The 23,317-nt window shown below is 42.0% G+C and carries 19 protein-coding genes; 13 read left to right on the plus strand and 6 right to left on the minus strand.

The window, feature by feature from the left end:
* Nucleotides 1-309 precede the first annotated feature (309 nt).
* From kdpF to kdpE, 6 genes are read left to right on the plus strand one after another with little or no spacing between them, the layout of a single operon-like run.
* Nucleotides 310-399 (plus strand): K(+)-transporting ATPase subunit F, encoded by a 90-nt coding sequence (gene kdpF, locus BM100_RS01525; protein ID WP_092507274.1) that lies wholly within the window; start codon nt 310-312, stop codon nt 397-399.
* On the plus strand, nt 400-2,097 hold the full coding sequence (gene kdpA / locus BM100_RS01530) for a potassium-transporting ATPase subunit KdpA (protein WP_092507275.1): 1,698 nt from the start codon (nt 400-402) through the stop codon (nt 2,095-2,097).
* Nucleotides 2,098-2,113: 16 nt separating this feature from the next.
* Nucleotides 2,114-4,180 (plus strand): potassium-transporting ATPase subunit KdpB, encoded by a 2,067-nt coding sequence (gene kdpB, locus BM100_RS01535; RefSeq protein WP_092507276.1) that lies wholly within the window; start codon nt 2,114-2,116, stop codon nt 4,178-4,180.
* Between the two features lie 20 nt (nt 4,181-4,200).
* Nucleotides 4,201-4,782, plus strand: a complete 582-nt coding sequence (kdpC, locus tag BM100_RS01540) for a potassium-transporting ATPase subunit KdpC (protein ID WP_092507277.1) — start codon at nt 4,201-4,203, stop codon at nt 4,780-4,782.
* Between the two features lie 2 nt (nt 4,783-4,784).
* Nucleotides 4,785-7,511 (plus strand): two-component system sensor histidine kinase KdpD, encoded by a 2,727-nt coding sequence (gene kdpD, locus BM100_RS01545; protein WP_092507278.1) that lies wholly within the window; start codon nt 4,785-4,787, stop codon nt 7,509-7,511.
* Nucleotides 7,508-8,218: a two-component system response regulator KdpE gene (gene kdpE / locus BM100_RS01550; RefSeq protein WP_092507279.1), complete on the plus strand. Its 711-nt coding sequence runs from the start codon at nt 7,508-7,510 to the stop codon at nt 8,216-8,218. Before kdpD ends, kdpE begins: the two co-directional genes overlap by 4 nt.
* On the opposite strand, the gene BM100_RS01555 is transcribed toward kdpE, so the two are convergent.
* A complete protein-coding gene (locus BM100_RS01555) occupies nt 8,215-8,403 on the minus strand; it encodes a hypothetical protein (protein ID WP_139216915.1) in 189 nt (62 codons plus the stop codon). The two genes, kdpE and BM100_RS01555, sit on opposite strands and share 4 nt — an antisense overlap.
* A gap of 304 nt (nt 8,404-8,707) precedes the next feature.
* Between BM100_RS01555 and BM100_RS01560 the strand changes: the two genes are divergently transcribed.
* On the plus strand, nt 8,708-9,814 hold the full coding sequence (locus tag BM100_RS01560) for an acyltransferase family protein (protein WP_092507281.1): 1,107 nt from the start codon (nt 8,708-8,710) through the stop codon (nt 9,812-9,814).
* Between the two features lie 344 nt (nt 9,815-10,158).
* Here BM100_RS01560 and pulA read toward each other — a convergent pair whose 3' ends face one another.
* A complete protein-coding gene (gene pulA / locus BM100_RS01565; RefSeq protein WP_092507282.1) occupies nt 10,159-12,972 on the minus strand; it encodes a pullulanase-type alpha-1,6-glucosidase in 2,814 nt (937 codons plus the stop codon).
* 497 nt (nt 12,973-13,469) lie between these two features.
* On the opposite strand from pulA, the gene BM100_RS01570 reads away from it, so the two are divergent.
* From BM100_RS01570 to BM100_RS01580, 3 genes are all read left to right on the plus strand, one after another.
* Nucleotides 13,470-13,790 (plus strand): hypothetical protein, encoded by a 321-nt coding sequence (locus tag BM100_RS01570; RefSeq protein WP_153044893.1) that lies wholly within the window; start codon nt 13,470-13,472, stop codon nt 13,788-13,790.
* Between the two features lie 46 nt (nt 13,791-13,836).
* Nucleotides 13,837-14,175 (plus strand): hypothetical protein, encoded by a 339-nt coding sequence (locus BM100_RS01575; RefSeq protein WP_092507284.1) that lies wholly within the window; start codon nt 13,837-13,839, stop codon nt 14,173-14,175.
* Between the two features lie 220 nt (nt 14,176-14,395).
* On the plus strand, nt 14,396-14,728 hold the full coding sequence (locus tag BM100_RS01580; RefSeq protein WP_092507285.1) for a hypothetical protein: 333 nt from the start codon (nt 14,396-14,398) through the stop codon (nt 14,726-14,728).
* Between the two features lie 65 nt (nt 14,729-14,793).
* On the opposite strand, the gene pgm is transcribed toward BM100_RS01580, so the two are convergent.
* Nucleotides 14,794-16,434 (minus strand): phosphoglucomutase (alpha-D-glucose-1,6-bisphosphate-dependent), encoded by a 1,641-nt coding sequence (gene pgm, locus BM100_RS01585; RefSeq protein WP_092507286.1) that lies wholly within the window; start codon nt 16,432-16,434, stop codon nt 14,794-14,796.
* A 117-nt stretch (nt 16,435-16,551) separates the two neighbouring features.
* Nucleotides 16,552-17,088, minus strand: coding sequence for a replication initiation negative regulator SeqA (seqA, locus tag BM100_RS01590; protein WP_092507287.1), 537 nt, complete (start codon nt 17,086-17,088; stop codon nt 16,552-16,554).
* 259 nt (nt 17,089-17,347) lie between these two features.
* On the opposite strand from seqA, the gene ybfF reads away from it, so the two are divergent.
* Both ybfF and BM100_RS01600 read left to right on the plus strand, forming a co-directional pair.
* Complete coding sequence (gene ybfF, locus BM100_RS01595) at nt 17,348-18,130, plus strand: esterase (RefSeq protein WP_092507288.1); 783 nt, start codon at nt 17,348-17,350, stop codon at nt 18,128-18,130.
* Nucleotides 18,131-18,303: 173 nt separating this feature from the next.
* A complete protein-coding gene (locus tag BM100_RS01600) occupies nt 18,304-19,041 on the plus strand; it encodes a class I SAM-dependent DNA methyltransferase (protein WP_092507289.1) in 738 nt (245 codons plus the stop codon).
* 281 nt (nt 19,042-19,322) lie between these two features.
* Here BM100_RS01600 and BM100_RS01605 read toward each other — a convergent pair whose 3' ends face one another.
* Together BM100_RS01605 and BM100_RS01610 are read right to left on the minus strand one after the other, a co-directional pair.
* The gene (locus tag BM100_RS01605; protein ID WP_092507290.1) at nt 19,323-20,456 is read right to left on the minus strand and encodes an alpha/beta fold hydrolase; all 1,134 of its coding nucleotides are present in this window, start codon (nt 20,454-20,456) and stop codon (nt 19,323-19,325) included.
* Between the two features lie 437 nt (nt 20,457-20,893).
* On the minus strand, nt 20,894-21,700 hold the full coding sequence (locus BM100_RS01610) for an inositol monophosphatase family protein (RefSeq protein ID WP_092507291.1): 807 nt from the start codon (nt 21,698-21,700) through the stop codon (nt 20,894-20,896).
* 560 nt (nt 21,701-22,260) lie between these two features.
* Between BM100_RS01610 and BM100_RS01615 the strand changes: the two genes are divergently transcribed.
* Entirely contained in the window at nt 22,261-23,304 is a 1,044-nt protein-coding gene (locus BM100_RS01615; protein WP_092507292.1) for a hypothetical protein, read from the plus strand.
* The last annotated feature ends 13 nt before the right edge of the window (nt 23,305-23,317 follow it).

A 23,317-nucleotide genomic window follows, 5' to 3' on the forward strand; every position in this document is an offset into this window, starting at 1 on the left:
TTTACCCGATAATATGAAAACTTACTACTCATCCGACCACTTTTTTGATCTATAAATCCCCATTTTTTTCTTAATTAGTAATTTAATTACAAAACAGATACCTAAACAGAAACAAAACAAACAAATTAAAAACAAAAAATTAACCTAATAAGGTTTGCTACACTTGCTTTAATGACGCATTTTTAGTTACACCCAGTTACCTTTTATACTTTTTTTATACTTTTTGGCTCTCTTTTAACAACTTCTTTGTATGGTCATTCCTATGCTGCAACTAGTTAGTTTTTAAAGAAATAGTCAAGGAGACACACCATGAATATATCCCTCACCATTGGCCTTCTTTTGGTGGTGCTGTTACTTATCTATCTGATCTATGCATTATTGAATGCGGAGGATTTCTAAATGGCAGCATCGGCTTTTTTACTGATTGCCAGCTTCCTGTTTATTCTGTTTTTATTGAGCAAGCCTCTCGGCAATCTGATAGCCAATCTGATTGAAGGGGAATTACCCCGCTGGCTGACAAAAGCAGAATCAAGCCTGTGGCGCTGCTGTGGGCTGCAACAACCCGGCAGCAGCATCAAGGAGATGAACTGGTGGCAATATACTCTCGCTGTCTTGATATTCAATGTCGCAGGGTTACTGCTGCTGTTTATTTTGTTAATAAATCAGGCTCATTTACCTCTGAACCCACAGCATTTTGCGGATATGAAATGGGATCTGGCACTCAATACCGCAATAAGTTTTATCACCAACACAAACTGGCAGGCTTACAGCGGTGAGAACACCCTTAGCTACTTAAGCCAAATGGCCGGGTTAACCGTGCAAAATTTTCTGTCTGCGGCAACCGGTATTGCAGTGGCTTTTGCTCTGATAAGGGCTTTTTCCCGTCAGGGTGTGAACACATTGGGAAATGCATGGATTGACATTACCCGCATCACTTTGTATTTACTGCTGCCACTTGCCATCATTGTTGCATTATTCTTTGTCAGCCAAGGGGTTATCCAAAATTTTTCCCCTTATGTCCCCATCCATACCCTTGAAGGCCAACAGCAATTGCTTCCTATGGGGCCCGTTGCCTCTCAGGAAGCCATAAAACTGCTGGGAACCAATGGCGGGGGTTTTTTTGGCGCAAACTCAGCCCATCCATTTGAAAACCCAACCGCACTCAGCAATTTCGTACAAGTTCTGGCTATTTTCCTGATCCCCAGCGCATTGTGTTTCGCATTCGGAGTAGTCGTTGGCGATAATCGTCAGGGATACGCGTTACTCTGGGCGATGAGCATTATTTTTATCATCGCGGCGGCCGTTGTAATGTATGCCGAAATCGCAGGCAATCCCCATTTCAATGCCATGAACATCAATGGCCATTTTAATATGGAAGGAAAAGAGTCCCGTTTTGGTATTCTGGGGTCCTCCCTCTATAGTGTCGTTACCACAGCCGCGTCCTGTGGTGCGGTAAATTCAATGCACGACTCTTTCACTCCTTTGGGAGGAATGATCCCACTTTGGTTAATACAAATCGGTGAAGTCGTTTTTGGCGGAACAGGCTCCGGGCTTTATGGCATGTTGCTGTTTGTTTTGCTGGCCGTCTTTATTGCAGGTTTGATGATTGGCCGGGCGCCCGAATATTTAGGCAAAAAAATTGATGTCTATGATATGAAAATGGTCGCACTGGCAATTCTGGTTACACCTTCACTTGTCTTATTGGGCACCGCATTGGCGATTTCAACCGATGCCGGGCGCAATGCCATTGCCAATCCCGGAGCACACGGTTTCACTGAAGTACTCTATGCGTTTTCATCCGCAGCCAACAATAACGGCAGTGCCTTTGCCGGCCTGAATGCCAACAGCATCTTTTATAACTTATTGCTGGGAACCGCCATGTTTTTGGGACGTTTTGGCGTCATTCTGCCAGTCCTTGCCATTGCTGGTTCCATGAGCAACAAAAAGCGTCAGCCTATCAGCAGCGGTACTTTACCAACCTACGGTTTTGCCTTTGTCGGATTATTAATTCTGGTTGTTTTGCTGATTGGTGCACTCACTTTTATACCTGCTCTGGCTCTTGGTCCCATCGCAGAACATTTACAACTTTGGCAATGAGCGTGAAAGGTAAATCATGAAAAATAAACAACAAGTATTATTTGAACCGACTTTGATTCGCCATGCTCTTATCGATTCATTTAAAAAATGCCATCCGGCCCACCAATGGCGCAATCCGGTCATGTTTGTCGTCTATCTGGGCAGTTGTCTGCTCACTCTTTTATGGAGCGGAATACTGACGGGTAAGATAACCGGCGATGCCCTATTCACAGGTTCCATCGCCCTCTGGCTATGGGTTACCGTCTTGTTTGCCAATTTTGCAGAAGCCTTGGCGGAAGGACGCAGCAAAGCTCAGGCATCCAGCCTAAAAGGCGTAAAAAAAACCAGTTGGGCGACCAAGCTCGCCTCATCCAACCGCGAAGCAGCAAAAGAAAAAGTAACGTCCGATACGTTGCGCAAAGGCGATATCGTATTGGTAGAAGCTGGTGAAATTATTCCCTGCGACGGTGAAGTAATTGAAGGGGGAGCCTCCGTTGATGAAAGTGCCATTACAGGGGAATCAGCTCCCGTCATCCGGGAATCCGGGGGAGATTTTTCTTCCGTTACGGGGGGAACGCGGGTTTTATCAGATTGGCTGATCATTGAATGTACCGTCAATCCCGGCGAAACCTTTCTGGACAGAATGATCTCTATGGTTGAAGGCGCCAAGCGCCGTAAAACGCCCAACGAAATCGCCCTCACGATTTTGCTCACTGCGCTGACCATTATTTTTCTACTCGTCTGCGTAAGCCTGTTGCCTTTCTCGCAATTCAGCGCAGAGGCCAGCCAATCCGGCAGCCCCATCACGCTCACCGTGATCGTGGCGCTGCTGGTTTGTCTTATTCCCACCACCATTGGCGGACTGCTTTCAGCCATTGGCGTTGCAGGCATGAGCCGTATGTTGGGGGCCAATGTGATCGCAACGAGCGGGCGCGCCATTGAAGCTGCGGGCGATGTGGATGTTCTGCTGCTGGATAAAACCGGAACCATCACCTTGGGCAATCGTCAGGCATCTCAATTTTTACCGGCTCCCGGAGTTACGGAACAGCAATTGGCTGATGCAGCCCAACTCTCTTCCCTTGCTGACGAAACCCCCGAAGGGCGCAGCATCGTGATTTTGGCAAAGCAACGTTTCAATATGCGTGAACGCGATCTTCTGGCATTGAACGCTAAATTTGTGCCTTTCTCTGCCATTACGCGCATGAGCGGGGTCAACATAGATAACCGAACTATCCGTAAAGGCGCTGTTGATGCCATTCGCCGCCATATTGAAGCCAATCACAGCCAATTCCCCGAAGCCATTGATCTCTTGGTGCAACAAGTTGCGCATAAAGGAGAAACACCGCTGGTCGTTGCGGAAAACCAGCGGGTCTTGGGCGTGGTTGCCCTGAAAGATATCGTCAAAGGCGGGATTAAAGAACGTTTCAGCGAAATGCGCCGAATGGGAATAAAAACCGTCATGATCACCGGAGATAACCGCCTGACTGCGGCAGCAATTGCGGCTGAAGCAGGCGTTGATGATTTTCTGGCGGAGGCCACACCCGAAGCAAAACTGGCCTTGATCCGCCAATACCAGTCAGAAGGCCGGCTAGTTGCCATGACAGGGGACGGAACAAACGATGCCCCTGCATTGGCACAGGCCGATGTTGCTGTTGCCATGAATTCAGGTACACAGGCGGCAAAAGAAGCGGGAAATATGGTGGATCTCGATTCCAACCCCACGAAGTTAATTGAGGTTGTGCATATCGGCAAACAGATGTTAATGACCCGCGGTTCCCTGACCACATTCAGCATTGCCAATGACATCGCCAAATATTTCGCCATTATTCCTGCCGCCTTTGCCATTACCTATCCGCAGCTCAATGCCCTGAACATTATGCACCTTCATTCTCCGGAGTCTGCTGTGCTGTCTGCGGTTATTTTCAATGCGATCATCATTATCTTCCTGCTTCCGCTGGCTTTAAAAGGTGTCAGTTATCGCCCGATGAACGCATTATCGCTCCTGCGCCGGAATTTATGGATATATGGCCTGGGCGGCCTGCTTGTGCCCTTTATCGGCATCAAGCTCATTGACATATTACTTACTGCCCTGTTTCTCAAATAATTTCAGATAAGGTGATGAAAATGATCTGGTTACGCTCTTCCATTATCCTGCTGATATTTCTTACTCTCATCACAGGTATTGCCTATCCGCTATTGGTCACGGGGATATCAGAAGCTCTATTTCCACATCAGGCGCAAGGATCGTTAATCGAACAAAATGGTGAAAAAATTGGATCTAAATTAATTGGCCAAAATTTTACCAAAAACACCTACTTTCATGGACGCCCTTCCATGACGGCAGAAAAACCGTACAACGCCCTGTCATCCGGAGGCAGCAATCTCGCAACAACCAACCCTGCGTTACTCAACAAAATTCACAAAGACATTGTTCGGGAGCGCCTTTTTAATTATCCAGAAAACCGCCCGATCCCAATCGATCTCATCACGTCATCGGGCAGTGGTCTTGATCCCCATATATCACCGGAGGCTGCTGAATTTCAGGCACAGCGCGTGGCTACCATCCGCCATATACCGTTGGAAACAGTCAATGCGCTAATTCAGAAACACACTGAATATCCCTTGCTGGAATATATGGGGGAACCCGTGGTAAATGTATTGGAACTTAATCTTGCTCTGGATAATCTGAACCCACGAGGCAGATAAAAATGGATCAACTTGAACCACAACGCCCCGATCCGGATGATTTACTGGCACTGGCGAACGAAAAACCGCGTGGCAAGCTCAAAATATTTTTCGGTGCCTGTGCCGGCGTTGGTAAAACCTATGCCATGCTACAGGAAGCCCAACGCTTGCTGGCTCAAGGGCTGGATGTAATTGTCGGCGTGGTTGAAACCCACGAAAGGCAAGAAACCGCAGCGTTGCTAAAAGGTTTGCCCCGATTGCCGCCAAAGCATTTTCTTTACCACAAGCGCAGGGTAACCGCATTTGACATTGATGCCGCTCTCGCCCGCCATCCGGCCATCATTCTGATGGATGAGCTGGCATTCAGCAATCCACAAAAGAGCCGCCATCCCAAGCGCTGGCAAGATGTAGAGGAACTGCTGGAAGCGGGCATTGACGTCCTGACCACCATTAATGTCCAACATTTGGAAAGCCTGAATGATGTGGTTGGGGCGATCACCGGGATCCGTGTTCGGGAGACCATTCCTGATCATATATTTGATCAGGCTGATGATGTGGTTCTGGTTGATCTTCCCCCGGATGATCTTCGTCAGCGGCTTAATGATGGCAAAGTTTATATCTCAGGACAGGCTGAGCGTGCCATCGAACATTTTTTCCGTAAAGGCAACCTGATTGCTTTGCGCGAACTCGCCTTACGCCGCACGGCTGACCGCGTGGATGATCAAATGCGCGCTTTTCGCGATACCAGAGGAAAAGAGCCGGTATGGCACACGCGGGATAATTTACTTTTATGTATCGGCGATAACGCAGGCAACGAAAAACTGGTTCGGACAGCGGCTCGCCTTGCAGCAAAGCTGGATTGTGTCTGGCATGCCGTTTATGTTGAAACCCCCAAATTGCACCGACTGCCGGAAGGCAAACGGCGCACCATCTTGAAGGCACTGAAATTGGCCCAAGATCTGGGAGCGGAAACTGCAACACTTTCCGATTCCCATGAAGAAAAAGCCATCTTGCGTTACGCAAGAGAGCATAACTTGGGCAAAATCCTTATCGGCCGTTATTACGCATCACATTCAACATTTTTCAACTATAAATGGCGTCCTGATTTTTCCGAACGTCTGGGAAAACTCGGCCCTGATCTGGATTTGGTTATTGTTGCGTTGGAAGACAAAAAACGTGGAAACAGCGGAAATAATAAAGAGCTGAAAGATAACCGGCCATTCAATGAAAAATGGCGGTTCCAAATTCAGGGTTTCATTATGGCGATTGTGCTTTGTACCCTGACGACCTTTTTTTCCCGCACATTTTTACTCACCCTTGATAAAGCTAATTTAGTCACGCTTTATCTGCTGGGGGTTGTTGTCATTGCCCTGTTTTATGGGCGATGGCCTTCCGTCTTTGCCGCTTTTATCAATGTCATCAGCTTTGATATCTTTTTTGTCCAACCGCACTGGTCACTTGCGGTTACAGATATGCAATACCTGCTCACCTTTACCGTTATGCTGATTGTGGGCGTTGTCGTGGGTAACCTGACCGCAGGAATACGCTATCAAGCCAGAATTGCCCGTTATCGAGAACAAAGAACACGGCACTTATATGAAATTACCCGCGAATTGAGCAAGGCCCTGAACGAAGAAGACGTTGCCCGTATCAGCTATCACTTTCTATCCAATTGCTTTCAGGCCAAAACGGGATTACTGCTGCTAAATAACGAACATCGCTTATACCAGATAAAAACCAATAACGGTGGGCAAATGCAAATTGATGAAGCGATCGCCAAATGGTGCTTCGATAAAAAACAGCCAGCCGGAGCCGGTACAGACACCTTACCGGGCGTACCATATCAATTGCAGCCCATCGTCACACCTTCTCAGATCTTTGCCGTTCTGGCGATAGAATCCTCTAACCTGCGTCAATTGCTGGTGCCGGAACAACAGAGGTTACTGCAAACCTTCACCGGGCTTATTGCCAACGCACTGGAACGTTTGCACCTTGCCCGCAGCGCAGAATCCGCCAAACTGGAGACGGAACGAGAACAACTGCGCAATTCGTTGCTGGCGGCGCTATCTCATGACTTGCGAACCCCGTTAACCGTGCTGTTCGGGCAGGCAGAAATACTGATGCTGAATTTGTCTGCCGAAAACTCGCCCCATGCAAAACAAGTGAACCAAATTCGCCAACAGATCCTCAGCACATCACGCTTGGTCAACAACTTGCTGGATATGGCACGTATTCAATCGGGCGGTATTCAACTCAATATAGAATGGCATTCGTTGGACGAAATAGTTGGCAGTGCCTTACGTTCACTGGAGTATACCCTCAGCCGTTACAATGTGGAGCTTTCCTTGCCAACCAATTTATTCCTGCATTGCGATGGCACCTTGCTGGAGCGCGTTTTCATTAATTTGCTGGAAAATGCCATCAAATATACCCATGAGCAAACGCCATTGGGTATACAAGCCACCATCGAGCACGAAACAGATCAAAAACAAATACACATTGAAATCTGGGATGAGGGAGCCGGGATACCACAAGGGCAAGAACAACTCATTTTTGATAAATTCTCACGTGCCAGCAAAGAGTCTGCTATACCCGGTGTCGGCTTGGGCTTGGCCATTTGCCGGGCGATTATTGAAATTCACGGCGGCAAAATATGGGCTGCTGGCAATAAAAAAGGTGGAGCCAGCTTTCACTTTGTTTTACCGTTGGAAGAACCTCCAAAAATTGAAAATATTGCCGAGGATCTGTGAATACGACTAAAAACAGCACAAGCAAAAACAGTACCATTCTAATCATTGAAGATGAAAAAGAGATCCGGCGCTTTGTGCGGTTAGCGTTGGAAAGTGAAAACTGGCGGGTGTTTGAATGTGAAACCCTAAAACGAGGTTTAATTGAAGCAGCCACCCGCAGGCCGGATTTATTGATCCTTGATTTAGGGTTGCCTGATGGAAATGGCATTGAGCTAATCCAAGATGTACGCCAATGGAGTGATATCCCAATCATTGTGCTTTCTGCCCGTGACAGTGAGCAAGACAAAGTCACGGCGCTGGATGTGGGTGCTGACGATTACCTGAGCAAACCTTTTGGCATCAATGAATTGCTGGCCAGAGTTCGCGTTGCCCTACGCCGCTCTTCTAAAACCAACCAGCCTGCTCCCATCATTCATTTTTCGGATATTCAAGTTGATTTAATCAATCGCCGAGTTTTAAAAGGACAAACGGAACTTCACCTGACTCCGATTGAATATCGTTTACTGACTGAATTGTTGACCAACAGTGGCAAGGTACTCACGCAACGTTATTTGCTCAATCATGTTTGGGGGCCGAATTACGTTGAGCACAATCACTATCTGAGAATTTATATGGGGCACCTGCGACAAAAACTGGAAACTGATCCTGCCCGGCCTAAATATCTCCTGACAGAAACGGGAGTTGGCTATCGGTTTATGCCTGATTAACAGCCATCCCCAAAAATTTCATTCCACCCAAGCAAGCCACGACAAAAATAAGACATCCCTTCATCACTGCTTATTTGCTTTTTTCCGATAGATTTCAAATTACATTGCGGCGATAAAATAATGACAAATGTTGTGGCAAATTTCCCTGAATTATCAGAAACAATCATCACTTCTGAGAAATTCATTTCAATGTAACATATAGTGATTATCACAAAATAAAACTTGACTGGTTTGGCTAAATATAACAATGATAATAGCATTGACTTAAATGTTGATTTAATACACCTTCATATTATTGATAAAACAGACAAACCTAATTTAATAAAATCGCCTGACCAACCCAATCCAAAAGATAAATTTACCATCACTTTTACAAAAATAGAAAATATCATTTTTCGCACATTTGAAATTACTATTTATAAATAGTAATTTTATTTACAAAAACCATATGTGAGTATATGTGTTATAACTTGCATTTTGATTAAGATAATGAAGCGATTTGAATCCCTAGACGCTTTTAGAGGCATTTGTGCTTTAATTGTCGTTGCCCGCCATTTACATATTGTTGGCGCATTCACTGAGATTGCGTTCTTTCGCAATTGTGATATTTTAATAGAGTTTTTCTTTGTTCTCAGCGGGTTTGTGTTAGCGCATAATTATGCCTATAAGGAAATAAAATTTATTCCTTACATGACCGCACGATTTTTTAGAATATTCCCTATCCATGTTTTCATGTTATTCATACTCATAGCATTAGAATGTTGTAAGCTATTAATCCATAAATTTTCCGGGATTGAATTTGATACGCTGCCGTTTACTGGAAGAACTTCTCCATCAGAAGCGTTGCCGAATTTGTTTTTAATCCAATCATGGACGCCTTGGACAGATTCTCTGTCATTTAATTACCCATCATGGAGTCTCAGTGTTGAATTTTATATCTATATTTTATTGTATCTGACAATTAATGTATTTAGAAAACTCAATATTTCTCCTATAGTATGGGTATCAATATCTATCGTGTCTTTATGGCTTCTTTTTAGTGGCAATAATGCGTTGCTGAAAGAGCAAGATATTGCTCGCGGGGTATCATGTTTCTTTGGTGGTGCTTTTATTTATAGTATTTTCAAAGCATTGCCTGATATAAAAATCAGCACTCTTGTAGCAAGTACTCTAGAATCAATATGTTTAGCACTTATTGTTTTTTTTCTTGCTTATCAAGGTGAATCAAAGAACATGATTTGTACTTTCCTTTTCTTTATTGCTGTTTTTATCTTTGCATATGAAAAAGGTGTAATTTCCTTATATCTAAAAGATAAATACATTCAGCATTTGGGGCGTATTTCATGCTCAATATATCTAACCCATGCAGCAATAATATTAACTATTACAATGGCAACATACATATTACAAAAAAATATGAATGCCAATTTTATGCCAATGATAGCCGGAAGAAGATATCTTGATTTCAGCAGCCCTTTAATAAATAACATGATTGTATTGATTATAATGTTATTGGTCGTAACGATATCCACGATAACACACAACAAAATCGAAGTGAGTTTTATGAAATACAAGCATAGGTATTTACGAAAATAAGTATTTCGACCAATAAAACAGGAACCATTATGGAACAGCAATGGCTCATGTCTATCTGGCGTTATTTATTAACGCCAGATGCAATATATCGTTGAAGAAAAGCTAAGGGGGAGTTAAAAGCCTCTGATTTTAGGTGAATATTTCCGTTGCCATCCACGTTGTAGATTTGTTGGCTGCTCCCGCTAACTCCAGTCACTATTTTATAAACATACGGTTATCTATACCCTATTAACTCCAAGTTTCAGGAAGCAATGTATTATCATCCCGCGTCGCGGGATGATAATACATGCACCTTGAAGTACGGCGCGTATATACTCCCAAAGGCTTATTTTTTGGTTGCTGTTTTATTGATGGCGGTGACGGACAGGCAGCCCTCTTCCCCGCATCCCTTCCTGTGGCAAAACTAATATAGCGGCCGACCAAGCTGGCATGATGACTTCACCATTTTCCATTATGCGTATCCCCGCAGCCAAAGAAGATTGCCCCAATTCACGCTGAATATCATTCAATTTCAACCCCTGCACATTAAGGCCGTTAACAGGAGTAGACCACGGTGCCGCATTAATTATCACCACCAAGCCATCAAATCGCCCATCACGATCCTCAAAAATCGTATTACCATCATCAATGGTCATGACCAATAACCCGATTTGCTGACGCGGGCCAACATTCACAAAATTGACACGTTGTTTAACTGCTGCGCCATCCCCAAGAGACATTAACGGAGAGAGTTGGCGTAACTGCAATAGTTCCTGATAAAAAACCATCATTTGTGATAATTCATCGCGGCCAGGTTTTTTTACCTGATTTTTCACACGATTAATCAATGAATAATTCACGCCATCATTGCCATATTCTGGCAGTCCCACATCATAATTATTATCTCGGTAATCGTAACTAACACGATTAAACCAATCACCTGCATTGTAGGAGTCGCGGGTAAATGATTTTGAACGCAGTAGTTCTGAGCCTTGTTGATCAAACGCCAAACCTTGCCCAAGGAAGACCGGTGCAAGAGAAATAGCCTGCATGCGCACTCTTACTCCCAGATCTGCCTGAGATGCAGCCTTATAACTGATAATGTCCCACAATGTTTGGTTATCGTGTTTGGATACATAATTCAATACTTCCGTGGGATTTGCAGCATAGCCCGCCGCCACGCCCTTATAACCGATCTCTTGACCTGTTTTTATTTCACCATCTTTATTGACCATGACAAAGTCGGCTAAATTGCCAGCCATGCCAAGACGCACGAGATCCAGTAAATCACGTACTTCATCGGCATTTAAGCGAGCAATTTCATTGGGCAATGTTCCTGCGCCATTCCCGATGCCTTGATTGATGCGAATGTTATTAGCAAAATCAAATGGCCCGCCGCCACGCACTGCATCCCTTAGTCTGTCAGAAAAAGTACCGATACCTGTTCCGCTGAGATTCACTTGTGATGCGCTTTCAAACCGATCATCCTGACCTGAATTCCACCCTTCACCAAAAAAGTAGACTGATGGATTGATTTCACGCACTTTTGCCAATGCAGACAAGATCTGAGCTTTAGGGTGATACCCCATTAAATCAAACCTGAATGCATCTATTTTGTAATCTTTAACCCAAGTCACCAATGAATCTTCCATCAATTTGGCAAACATACGGTGCTCCGGTGCAGTATCAGAGCAACAGGTATGATTTTCAACTTGGCCCGTTATTTCATCCAAACGGTGATAATACCAAGGCACTATCTTATCCAAGACTGACGTTCGAGATGTCGGGCCGGCAGCATCAGCATGGTTATAAACCACATCCATAATCACATTCATACCTAATTGCTGCTTGATGGCCTGTATCATGGCGCGAAATTCTTTTATACGGCTGGAACCTTCCGGATCAGTCGCATAGGAGCCTTCCGGCACAGTGTAATGAAACGGATCATATCCCCAGTTATATGAGTCCGTTCCTGCAATCATTGCATTAAGTTCTTGCAATTGTGGATTATAGATACTGTCTTCACGTTGCAATTGCTGCAAAACCTGCCGCACAGTCAGTGAACTATGGCAATAACCCGCAAAACGGCTGTTTTTCACCATCGGATTAATTTGGCATAAGCGGCTAAACGGATTTTCAAGATCGGCTACCTGATGACGGAATTCATTAACTGAAGCGATATCAAACACAGGCAGCAGCTCCATATGGGTCATCCCTGCCTGACTCAGTGTCTTGAGGTGCCTGAACATATCACTGTTATTGGCTGTCAATGCCAGATACTTACCACGCCACGCTTCAGGGATCGTGCTATCCGCAGCAGACAGATCGCGGATATGCGCTTCATAAATAGTCATGCGTGCAATATCTGAAGGCGTATTTTGCGGATGTGGTGCCAACAGGTTATCCCAGTTTTGGGGTTTCAATGCCTGATCATCCAGATTGATAACCTGACTGTATGCCGAATTCGTGGACAGGCTATGGGAATAAGGATCTGTCACCTCATAGCGTTCCACATGACGGCTGTATGGATGAAACACCGCCAGCGCATAACGATAATAAACACCGACTAAAGCAGCATTCCCCTGCCATGACCAAGAACCGCTCCTTCCATCGCGTTCCATCACATGCCTGGCAATTTCCTGCTTATCCTGATTGTAGATAATCAGAGCCACTTCTTGGGCAGTCGGTGCCCAAAGGCGGAAAAGCACCCCCTTCCCATTGAGTTTTGCACCATATTCCAGTGTTTCGGCAACATCCGCAAAACGATCATCCAATACCCCTGCCGTTTGAACTTGGGTTGCGGATACGATTGTGCCCTGCTCATTAGCAGCCAAAGCCACCAAATCCCCCGTCAGAAGAAGATCGATATCCGTTCCCTCTGGTAAACGGAATGCCGCCCATTTGGCTAAATGGGGAAATTTTTCAGCCGTTGTTTGACTCAATGTTGCTGGTGTGAGCGTCAGATATTGATCTGTAAGACAACCTTGGTTATTCGCCTCGATTCTATTATCTCGATTGTAATACAATCGGACAGTCGCTTTACCTGCCCCCTCCGACCATAATAGGGTTTGCTTATCTACCCAGTGTGCAGACGCCTGAGAAACCCTTGATTCTAAGCCAGACGTTTCCGTAGAACAAAAAACGTGTTCGCCTGATACCTGAGTTAAACTTTGTGCCATCACCGGTTTCTCCTGTGTGTTGAGCAAATCATATCTATCTGTGCAACCACTCATGAGCAATAAAATAAATGAGCTGCTGCATGCAATAAGATAAATTCTTCTCCAAAAGTCGGATTTCATACACAAACCTTTCTTATGTTCTTTCTGTCTTTCACGTTATCACTTTGCTGATTGCAGATTGAAATCCATTAGATATGGGAAATATCCACCACGAATAAAAAAACCAGTGTAATTGAAGCATTAACTCAAAAAATAACATCCTCCTTTATTGAAAAATAGAGGGAGTAGAATAAAGGAGGATCTAATATTGAGACACTCATCATAAAAAAACTTCCCTATTTCATAAAAACAATTAAACCAATAGTTATTAGTAAAATAAAAAAACTTACAAATATTTTGTTAATTAAATAAATCATCAACAAAACAAAATAAAACCACTAATTAAAAACAAAAAAGCTATACTTTAAATAAAAATAATAAGTAATCTGTCAGGAATTATGATGAAAACGATAAAATTTACCAACAACAGCAATATAAAGATAACTATCACTCTAAAAGAAAAAAGTCAGGTTAAAGCTGATAAGCAAGATATTTCTCCTTCCTCATTTGCTTTATTTGAATTTAAAAATGAAGAATATCAGATTGAATATTGTAATATATTTATGAGTATAGATAAATTCCTCATTAGCCAGACAGTTTCCCCAATATCAGCCCTTTCTCATTTAGATCGAATGTTCAATTCTCATCATGAATTTAAAATATTTTTTGATCAATTCAGTTATCAAGTTTTATTAGTCCCAATTGATGAAGAAGATTAAGGCACTTTATTGTCGCAATCGAAACACCAGGAAAAAGGAAAATAATATGCCTCGTGTACTCCAATATGTAAGAAACAAAACAGGTTATAAAATAGATGTCAAGATAACAGACACAAAAGGAAAGGATTTACTGAATACCAGACTAGTGATAGAAGAAGCAATGAGATTTTATATCGATCTTTCAGACAATATCCATGATTTTAATCATATGGAAAAATTATACGTAAAACTAAATACTGGACATGATATCTATACTTCTTTGTATTTAGCTAATAAAGTAGGAATGGGATTAGATTATTTCTTCAACGATATTTCTCACGAAATGATTTTGATTAGTTTTGACATTAATTTTAGCTGTTTTTCTTTAGCTAAAATCAACTCATAAGAATATATATTACCTATTTACCAAATCGAAGCAATTGCTACGGCTTCGCAAATTAAAAAATAAACAAACCAAACCAATTAAAACTGATAATTAAAAACTATATTTTAAATAAAACAACAAATAAGACATCAAAAGTTATGATGAGAACGATAAAATTTACTAATACCAGCAATATAAAAGCACATCCTTTCCACAATCACCCGATAATAAGGAGCATAAAATGTCTTATATATATCAATATATAGAGAACCAGTCGGAATTTGAAATACTCGTGAATATAAAAGACACAAATAAAAATAATCTACTGAATAAAATTTTATCACCTGGAAAAAAAGAAGAGTTTCACTTTCATTTTTCAAATAAAAAGAATGACTTTAATCATGTAAAAGAATTATATTTAGAATTAAAGAACCAAAATAGTCTCTTTACTTCTTTATTTTCAGCTAATGAAATAGGAATCGGTTTAGATCTTTTATTCAATGCTTATCCAAAAACCCTGATTTATTTTGATACTACATATTGTAGCTTTTCTTTAGCTGCCGCTGATTACTAAGAATATCTCCTTTTAATCGACCAAACCGCAAAAAAACACTCCGGTTTGGCCGATTAAAAAATCAATTAACCCGCAGCAAATACCTGATTAACGATTTCCTGAGCTTCTTGCTCAATCTTTTCACGATGCTCAGCACCAAGAAAACTTTCACAATAAATTTTGTAGGCTTCTTCTGTGCCGGATGGACGAGCAGCAAACCAACCGTTATCGCTCATCACTTTCAAACCACCAATGGAAGCGCCATTACCAGATGCCGTCGTCAAACGGGCGGTAATTGGATCGCCGGCCAGTATCTCAGCCTTAACCATTTCGGGTGAAAGTTTGGATAACAAAGCTTTTTGTTGATGGGTTGCCGCAGCCTGAATACGGCTGTAGCTTGGTGTTCCAAACCGAGAAGCCAGTTTGTCATAGCGCTGTTGTGGGTTTTCGCCCGTGATAGCTGTCATTTCAGCCGCCAACAAACAAAGAATAATGCCATCTTTATCCGTTGACCATGGTGTGCCATCAAAGCGCAAAAAGGATGCGCCAGCGCTCTCTTCCCCACCAAAGCCCAGTTCGCCTTTGTACAACCCATCGACAAACCATTTGAAACCAACAGGGACTTCCACTAATTCACGCCCTAAATCAGCAACAACACGGTCGATCATCGCACTGGAAACCAGTGTCTTGCCGACAGCAATATTATCAGGCCATTGTGGGCGGTGACGGAATAAATAGTCCACGGCCGTCGCCAGATAATGGTTAGGGTTCATTAAACCAGCCGGGGTAATAATCCCGTGGCGATCGTAGTCCGGGTCGTTGGCAAAGGCCAAATCAAACTTTCCACGCAGCTCCAGCAAACCCGCCATTGCCCAACGGGACGAGCAATCCATACGGATAACACCGTCATGATCCAGCGTCATAAAGCGGAATGTCTGATCGATTTTATCATTCACCAATGTCAGGTCGAGGTTGTAATATTCACCAATTCGCTGCCAATAAGCGATACCTGAACCACCCAACGGATCAATGCCAATTTTCAGCCCCGCATTCTGGATAGCGGCCATGTCTACCACTTCGCCCAGTGCCGTGACATAAGGGTCAACTAAATCCTGCTGATGCAGATATTCGCTTTTCAGTGCCTGCTCATAAGACTGCCTTTTGATCCCTTTGAGATTATCTGCCAGTAATTCGTTGGCCCGCTGTTCTATAACCGCAGTCAAATCAGTATCGGCTGGCCCACCATTAGGTGGATTATATTTAATGCCACCGTCTTCTGGCGGGTTATGGGAAGGCGTAATCACAATGCCATCAGCCAGATTTTTTCCCTGACGGTTGTAACACAAAATAGCATGGGAAATGGCTGGGGTCGGCGTAAAACCATTGTTTTCCTGCACAATCACATCCACCCCATTTGCCGTTAATACTTCCAAAACAGAAATAAAGGCGGCTTCTGAAAGTGCGTGGGTATCTTTAGCCACATAACATGGCCCGGAGATCCCTTCCTGTGAACGTACTTCTACAATCGCTTGTGTAATGGCCAGAATATGTGATTCGTTGAAGCTATTGCGCCCGGAGCTGCCACGGTGACCAGAAGTGCCGAATTTGACTTTATGTGCTGGGTTTTCTGGATGTGGTTGCAGAGCATAATATTGGGAGGTGAGCTGGGCAACATTGATTAAATCATGCTGCTGGGCAAGCTGCCCCGCTCTTGGATGAATTGCCACTTTTTTTCTCCTGAGAGACTGCACTGGGTTATATTCCAGTGCAGTATAAATAGGTTCAGCGGATTAAAGCAGCTAAATGATCAACTCACTAAACCGAAAAACGGTGAACCAAGTAAATCAGATAGTGCCGCACACTTTTTCAATCAGATTTGCCGGAAACTGCATATCCTGCATTACATGCTCGATCATGCTGCGTTTACGGTCAGTATTGGTATTGGTGATAACCCAGAAAGGAGTGCCGGGAATGTGACGAGGCTTGGTCTGTTTGCCATTGGCCAACAGTGTATGCTCATCACCCGCAAAATAGGTACGGGTACGGCCATGCATCGCTTCAGTTGTTTTAGAAAAACTCTCACAATCCAGGCTATACAGCGTAGACAGGATCAACATAAAGCGCTCAACAGATTTTTTCTTTTCCGCATACTCATCAGAAAGGAGTAATTCACGAATGACGCGGACAGAATCGCGGGGACGCGGCGCGGCTGGAGCTTTAACAACTGGTTCAGGATCGTTGGCAGGCGGTGTAATTTGTACTGGCTGCCCGGCGTCCAATTTCAAGATGCGCCGTAAAATATCAGATGCACTTTCACCGATATGCAGGGTTTGGCTTGCAATAAAGCGGTAAAGTTCTTCATCAACTTCTATCGTTTTCATTTCTATCCAGTACTGTTCTTAATGAAAAAATTATTCCGGGATTATAGGATATAATGCCACAAAACAAAACAATTAAACTTTCAATAACTTAAAGTGATTCTTTTTAAAATAGTTAATTTTAAAAAAAGCGTCTTTCCTCTAAAATAAATCAAGCAGTTACAACTTTATCACCTCAGTGGATTTGTCACTGTTTGCGTGACATGATATTAAATACCTCAATATTAAACCCAGTCTAAACCGTATTAAATTCAGGCAAATCATGAAATCAAACAGTCAGTTAAATTATCACTTTCACACACCGGATAATCCCCGGTCATCTACGCCCATTGTTCTGATTCATGGTCTTTTTGGGGATTTGAATAATCTTGGGATATTAGGCCGCGATTTACAGCAACATTACCCAGTGATTCAAATTGATGTACGCAATCACGGTATTTCGCCAAGAATGGAAAACATGGATTACCGTGATATGGCCCAAGATGTTTTGGCCCTCCTTGATGAACTGAATGTGCCAAAGGCCACGTTCATCGGGCATTCGATGGGCGGAAAAATTGCCATGACCATGACCGCCGTCGCATCAGAGCGTATCGAGAAAATTGTGGTTATTGATATCGCTCCCGTTGCCTATTCCGTCCGCCGCCACGACAGCATTTTTGCAGCGTTGAATAAAGTCACGGAATCAGGTGTACAAAGCCGGAAAGAAGCGACAGAGATTATGCAGCAAGATATTCAGGAAGATGGCGTTATTCCATTCTTACTGAAATCATTCAATCAGGGCGAGTGGAAATTTAATTTGTCGATTTTGCAAAAAGAATACGAAAAAATTATCGGCTGGGAGCGTATTCCCGCCTGGTCACAACCTGCTCTGTTTATTCGTGGCGGGAATTCTAATTACATTACAGAAGCGTACCGGGAAGATATTATCAGCCAATTCCCAAAAGCGACAGCATGGGTTGTAGCCGGTTGCGGGCATTGGGTGCATGCAGAAAAACCAGAGGCAGTACTCAGGGCAATTCATCGCTTTTTAGGAACTGAAGAATAAATATATCAACCCACTTAATGTGGGTTGTAAATAATGGAACCAAGATAAAAATAGTTATACCTGCTTTGTTATCAATCCCTTAATATATATAAATAAAAAACCATTAAATATTACATCAATACTAAATAGTATCTTCCATAAAAGCATTTAATTTTAATTAAGGGTGAAAGGTAATGAAAGATAATATTTTATATAATCCTATTGCACATCTTTACGAAAGCTTTTCAGATTCAACGCCACATATTAATGTGGAAATCCGCACTATGCTTAATCTGGCCGGGGATGTACAAGGAAAATCTGTGCTAGATTTAGCATGCGGATATGGTCTTTTTGGTCGTAAATTTAAAGAACTTGGGGCGTCCAAAGTTGTTGGTGTCGATATATCCGATAAAATGATCGAAATTGCCAGAAATAAATCACAGCAATATAACGATGGCATTGAATTCCATATAAGTGATGTCTGTAAGATGGGGCACTTGGGCAAATTTGATCTCATTGTCGCCGCTTGGTTATTCTGCCACGCCGAATCCCTTGAAGATCTTCAAACAATGTTTCGTGTGATTGCAGACCACCTCAAGCCTTCCGGTAAATTTGTCGCTTATACATTTGAACCCGATTTCCGATTGGAAAAAGGGAATTACATGAATTATTCCATCAAAGTACTCAGTGAAGAGCCGGTGAAAGATACCACTCTTGTGAAAGCTGAGTTTATGACGACTCCCCGCAGTCCTTTCACTATGTACCGCTGGAGCCGTGAACAATATGAGGATGCCATCAATAAAGCCGGTTTAAAACATTTTGAATGGCATAAGCCTATGTTGATGGAAAGCGATATTGTCAGTCAACCTCCTGGTTATTGGAGTGATTATCAACGGAACTGCCTTGATACCGCCCTCGTTTGTCACCTTTAAAATACAGCATACTCTCCCCCATTATTTAGGGGGATTGTTAATTAAATAATATGCTTAAATTAAATCGCAATTTATTTAATATTCCAACCTGCTGAGATTTAAGCAATAGATTTCAACATGCCGCGCGACAACAGAAAAAACCCAGTTATATTGTTAATTTACAATATGACTGGGTTATACCGACACAGCCAATAACGCTGCAATTTAAAAAGAAAGGGGAGTGCCCGATCAGTATTGCATACTATCGAGTTTATTTTTTCCTTTCTTTTTAAAAGAAACTATTAATTGATAGTTTCAATCTCATTCAAATAATTGATATCGGAAAAACCTTTATCATTGAAAAACCGAATCAGAAGATCAGCCAAAACATCCGGGCGTTCAACCATAACCAAATGATCTGTTTTCTTGACAGTCGTAAAGATTGAACCAGGGAAAATAGAAGCGCAATATTTAACATTTTCAGGCGGTGTAATGATGTCATGCTCGCCTGTCACAAATAAAATTGGCTTGTCAAAATTCTCAATTTTCTCGTATTTCTTTTGGTTCAAAAGACGTCTTTGAAGCCCTTCATGCCTATCACCCAAGTGGCGGATTGTTTCCTGCAATGTCGTTTTAAGCAGTTTGTAAGTTGTATCTTTTCCTAAGATATCAACACCCGGTTCAAGGCAAAGAATACATGAAATGATAAGCTCGATAGATTCATCATACTTTTCTTCATGGAGTAATTTAAACGCTTCATTGAACCGTTCTTGAATATTAAGGGGCTGAGTCAACGCAGCACCAATCAATACGGCTTTATTAATCCTGTCAGGCCAACGATGAGAAAACTCCAGAGCAGTGGAACCACCGTAAGAAATACCGATGAGATTGACCTTCTGCAAGGAAAGAACATCCAAAATCTGCAGAATACACTCAGCAAGAAACTCGAACCCCTCATCTTTAGGCACATCGTCCGCAGCGCCTGTACCCGGTAAATCAACCATGATAAGTGGGCCGTCATCTTTGAGAAGATATTCAAGATGCGGCAAGGAGTACATATCTTGAAAACCACCAGCAATAATCAACTTCGGCACTGCGGTCGAAGTATTGATATCACCGATTACACGAAATGCATATTTAACCCCACGCCATTCAATATCCCTTTTGTCCTGAGGAGGAAGGCGATGGGTTGATTCAATAAAAGTAGCAAGAGATTCTACCGTTCGAAACCGGAGTACATCACTCCAATCGATTTTCTTGCCTAAATCTTGCTCAATAAAAATTTGCATTTCAACTAAGGAGATGGAATCTGCGCCAAGACTGAAGAAATCATCTGAAATTTTCATCGATTCCACTTGCAGTACATCCTGGCATATTCTCAATACTTCAGTTTCCGTGCTACTTAGTTTGCGATTTTCTTCTAATGATACTGTCATATCACTCTCCTATCTTCATTGATACCCTGCACCGCCAAGTTGCAATGTCGCTCATTGCATCTTATATGTACCGGATATGATTACTTTTAAATCAAGCTAATGCCCCAAAGTGGGTGCATCATATCCTTGATCGAAAGAATAATCTACGAAAGTAATCACCATATGCAATCAAATTAGAAGATACATAGTTACTAATCGATATAATATTTTGTAAATTTATAATATGTCGATAATATCAAGATATGATAATAAATTTTATCCCTCAAAATTGGTATAAAATCCATAACTCATCAAAAATTTGCCAGATAATGTGCTGTGCAACATGATCTGCTGCACAGTTTTTTTACCTAAAATTAGGTTGTTACGGAAAATGAATAGCGCCGAATATGGCCTATAAAATTAGGGGGGATTTCATTATTTGATTAAATTTGGAGCCCTTAGTCTGATGTAGATGGCTTCATGATTTCCACTACGCTATCAAGCAATGCTGGCGTACTGGCTGATATCAAACTGCCGCCAAACATCACTTTTTCCCGGCTACCATCCAGCGAACAGAAGTCCCCTCCTGCTTCCCTGATACAAGGTAAAATTGCAGCGCTATCCCACGGTTTCATTAAGGTATCGATAGCACAATGCAAACGGCCGGCAGCAACCATCGCGTGCTGGTATGCATCATTGACAAACGTAAAATCCCGCGCTGTTTTTACCACTGAATCCAAATCATAAGCGATTGTGCCATCAGCAAGGTTATAGTTTGTACTGTGTATTCCTGAGGCCGTGATCACCGCCTGTTCCACCGTTTCCGGTGAGTTTTTTGCAATCTTCAGTTGTTGCTGCGGCTTGCCTTCTACGCTTTTCCAGCACCCCTTGCCTTTTGCTGCATAAAAGGTGGTTGAAATGGCCGGAAAACTCATGACCCCAACTACAGGCTCTCCCTGTTCAACAAAAGCAATCAACGTACTGAATAAGGGAATGCCATATAAAAACGCTCTGGTGCCATCAATCGGATCAATCACCCAGCCCGAATCAAATTTTTCTGCGCCATTCAGGCCGTATTCCTCTCCCCAAACGGAGACTCCCGGACTGCGCTTTGCAAATATGTTACGAATTTCAGTTTCCAGCATGAGATCAGTCTGGGTCACAATGGAGCGGTCAGGTTTATAATCAAATTTCTCCGCTTCATTAAATGCATCCTGCGTTTTTTTTCTAATGCTATTTACTGCTTCAAGGGCTATTTCCAACATCTGGGTACATTCCTTTTATGTAGAGTAAAGATCTAGACTGATACGCAAAAAAAATCCAATCAGAACGGTTATTCTCTGTATTGGCAATAAATGAGAAATAAAAATTTTACTTCAATGGATAAGAAAAACCTATTTTTAAACAGATAGATATAAACTTATATGATCTTGATATGCTGAATGAAAATTAAACTCAACCCAGTATCCTTTATGTCATCTTTTAACCCTTCATTGCCTTAAATCGTTAGCCAATTTCGTGCCGCACAGTCAATTCACTCACCAGCCAAATTAACCAAAAATCAATCAATTTATTGAATTTAAAGTATTTTTTATTTCATAATTTCTAATTGTAATTATAAAATAGTGTGCTAAATTTAAATATATAGAGTTTTTTCAATCACATTCAATCAGCAATCAATCTTGGTTCAATAAACGGGTGAAAGATATTTTTCACAGCCCAACTATAGCTTAATAAAAACAAAATAAATAAACGCCTCACGCCAATCATTAAATTAATTGAATTTGCAACGTTAAAAAAAATAAAAATATTATAAGAGGTCATTATGATCAGAGTTACATTGCTCTGTTTTTCAGGGCGGCCTAATTATACTTGGAGTTACCCTCCTTATACAAAAAATATAAATATGTATGATCTATTATGGTTATTTCAAGACACTGCTGCTGGTTTCAGTCGCCATTATCCTGTAGGCCAACTTGGTTTTTCCGGACTTGAAGTTTTACTCACCGGTAAGGAAAGAGATGAGGGTGTCCTGGATGATTTACCCCATCGCTTTTATTACTGTTCCGATACGACGGGGAAAGTAGATCTGGAGTTAAGTAAAAAAGCGGCTTTATTTTTATTGAGAGATTTTCATGATGATCCTGCATTGAAAGATGAGATAATAAATGAAATAAAAAATATGCATCCCAAAAAATTAAAGAGTAATTCTAATTTAACACCAGATAATTCTTCTAATTTAATACAGTATAATGAGCCTGAATCTATTTTTACTGTCAGCGAAAAAGGATACGGGATACATGATGTAGGCCCTGGCCAAATTCGTGATACAGATTTCATTGATAGGAAAACGAAAAAACTGTATCACATTCAAGCAGGTATTTTTAATAAACAATATTGGAATAACGATCGCCATAGGATGAAATATAATAATTGCTATGCTTATGGCTGTAATTTCGCATCAGGAACAAAGATCAGTTCCCCACAGCCCGGAGTATATAGCAGTGGACAGCCTTATTACCGCCTCCGAAATAATTATAAGGTGCTAATACAAGCAGTCATGAATGATGGTCTTATTCCATTAGATAATTTTGATGAAAGTACTGCTTATCTATATAACCCTAACTATGTTATAGCCTTATTTTGTACTCCTAACGAATCGGCTAGGTGGGATTACCATCTCTATCGATTTATAGCGGAAAAAAATTCCATGTACCCTCCTGCTTGGGCACATAAACCTGGCCCTTATAAAGTGCGAAAAAGAGATCAAAAAGGAAAAATAATCTATGACGTTAGAAATGCGGCTCATGGTATTTACACAAAATTTTGCGGGTTCTTTATCGTCAATAATACGGTGATAATAAAGTAAATTGCTAAAAAAA

Source organism: Xenorhabdus mauleonii, from assembly GCF_900113945.1.
Lineage (GTDB): Bacteria > Pseudomonadota > Gammaproteobacteria > Enterobacterales > Enterobacteriaceae > Xenorhabdus > Xenorhabdus mauleonii.

Excerpts from the sequence above, each read along its gene's own strand:
- kdpF (WP_092507274.1), top strand. The coding sequence starts at position 310 with ATGAATATATCCCTCACCATTGGCCTTCTTTTGGTGGTGCTGTTACTT.
- kdpA (WP_092507275.1), top strand. The coding sequence starts at position 400 with ATGGCAGCATCGGCTTTTTTACTGATTGCCAGCTTCCTGTTTATTCTG.
- kdpB (WP_092507276.1), top strand. The coding sequence starts at position 2,114 with ATGAAAAATAAACAACAAGTATTATTTGAACCGACTTTGATTCGCCAT.
- kdpC (WP_092507277.1), top strand. The coding sequence starts at position 4,201 with ATGATCTGGTTACGCTCTTCCATTATCCTGCTGATATTTCTTACTCTC.
- kdpD (WP_092507278.1), top strand. The coding sequence starts at position 4,785 with ATGGATCAACTTGAACCACAACGCCCCGATCCGGATGATTTACTGGCA.
- BM100_RS01555 (WP_139216915.1), bottom strand. The coding sequence starts at position 8,403 with ATGAATTTCTCAGAAGTGATGATTGTTTCTGATAATTCAGGGAAATTT.
- BM100_RS01560 (WP_092507281.1), top strand. The coding sequence starts at position 8,708 with ATGAAGCGATTTGAATCCCTAGACGCTTTTAGAGGCATTTGTGCTTTA.
- pulA (WP_092507282.1), bottom strand. The coding sequence starts at position 12,972 with ATGGCACAAAGTTTAACTCAGGTATCAGGCGAACACGTTTTTTGTTCT.
- BM100_RS01570 (WP_153044893.1), top strand. The coding sequence starts at position 13,470 with ATGATGAAAACGATAAAATTTACCAACAACAGCAATATAAAGATAACT.
- BM100_RS01575 (WP_092507284.1), top strand. The coding sequence starts at position 13,837 with ATGCCTCGTGTACTCCAATATGTAAGAAACAAAACAGGTTATAAAATA.
- BM100_RS01580 (WP_092507285.1), top strand. The coding sequence starts at position 14,396 with ATGTCTTATATATATCAATATATAGAGAACCAGTCGGAATTTGAAATA.
- seqA (WP_092507287.1), bottom strand. The coding sequence starts at position 17,088 with ATGAAAACGATAGAAGTTGATGAAGAACTTTACCGCTTTATTGCAAGC.
- ybfF (WP_092507288.1), top strand. The coding sequence starts at position 17,348 with ATGAAATCAAACAGTCAGTTAAATTATCACTTTCACACACCGGATAAT.
- BM100_RS01600 (WP_092507289.1), top strand. The coding sequence starts at position 18,304 with ATGAAAGATAATATTTTATATAATCCTATTGCACATCTTTACGAAAGC.
- BM100_RS01605 (WP_092507290.1), bottom strand. The coding sequence starts at position 20,456 with ATGACAGTATCATTAGAAGAAAATCGCAAACTAAGTAGCACGGAAACT.
- BM100_RS01610 (WP_092507291.1), bottom strand. The coding sequence starts at position 21,700 with ATGTTGGAAATAGCCCTTGAAGCAGTAAATAGCATTAGAAAAAAAACG.
- BM100_RS01615 (WP_092507292.1), top strand. The coding sequence starts at position 22,261 with ATGATCAGAGTTACATTGCTCTGTTTTTCAGGGCGGCCTAATTATACT.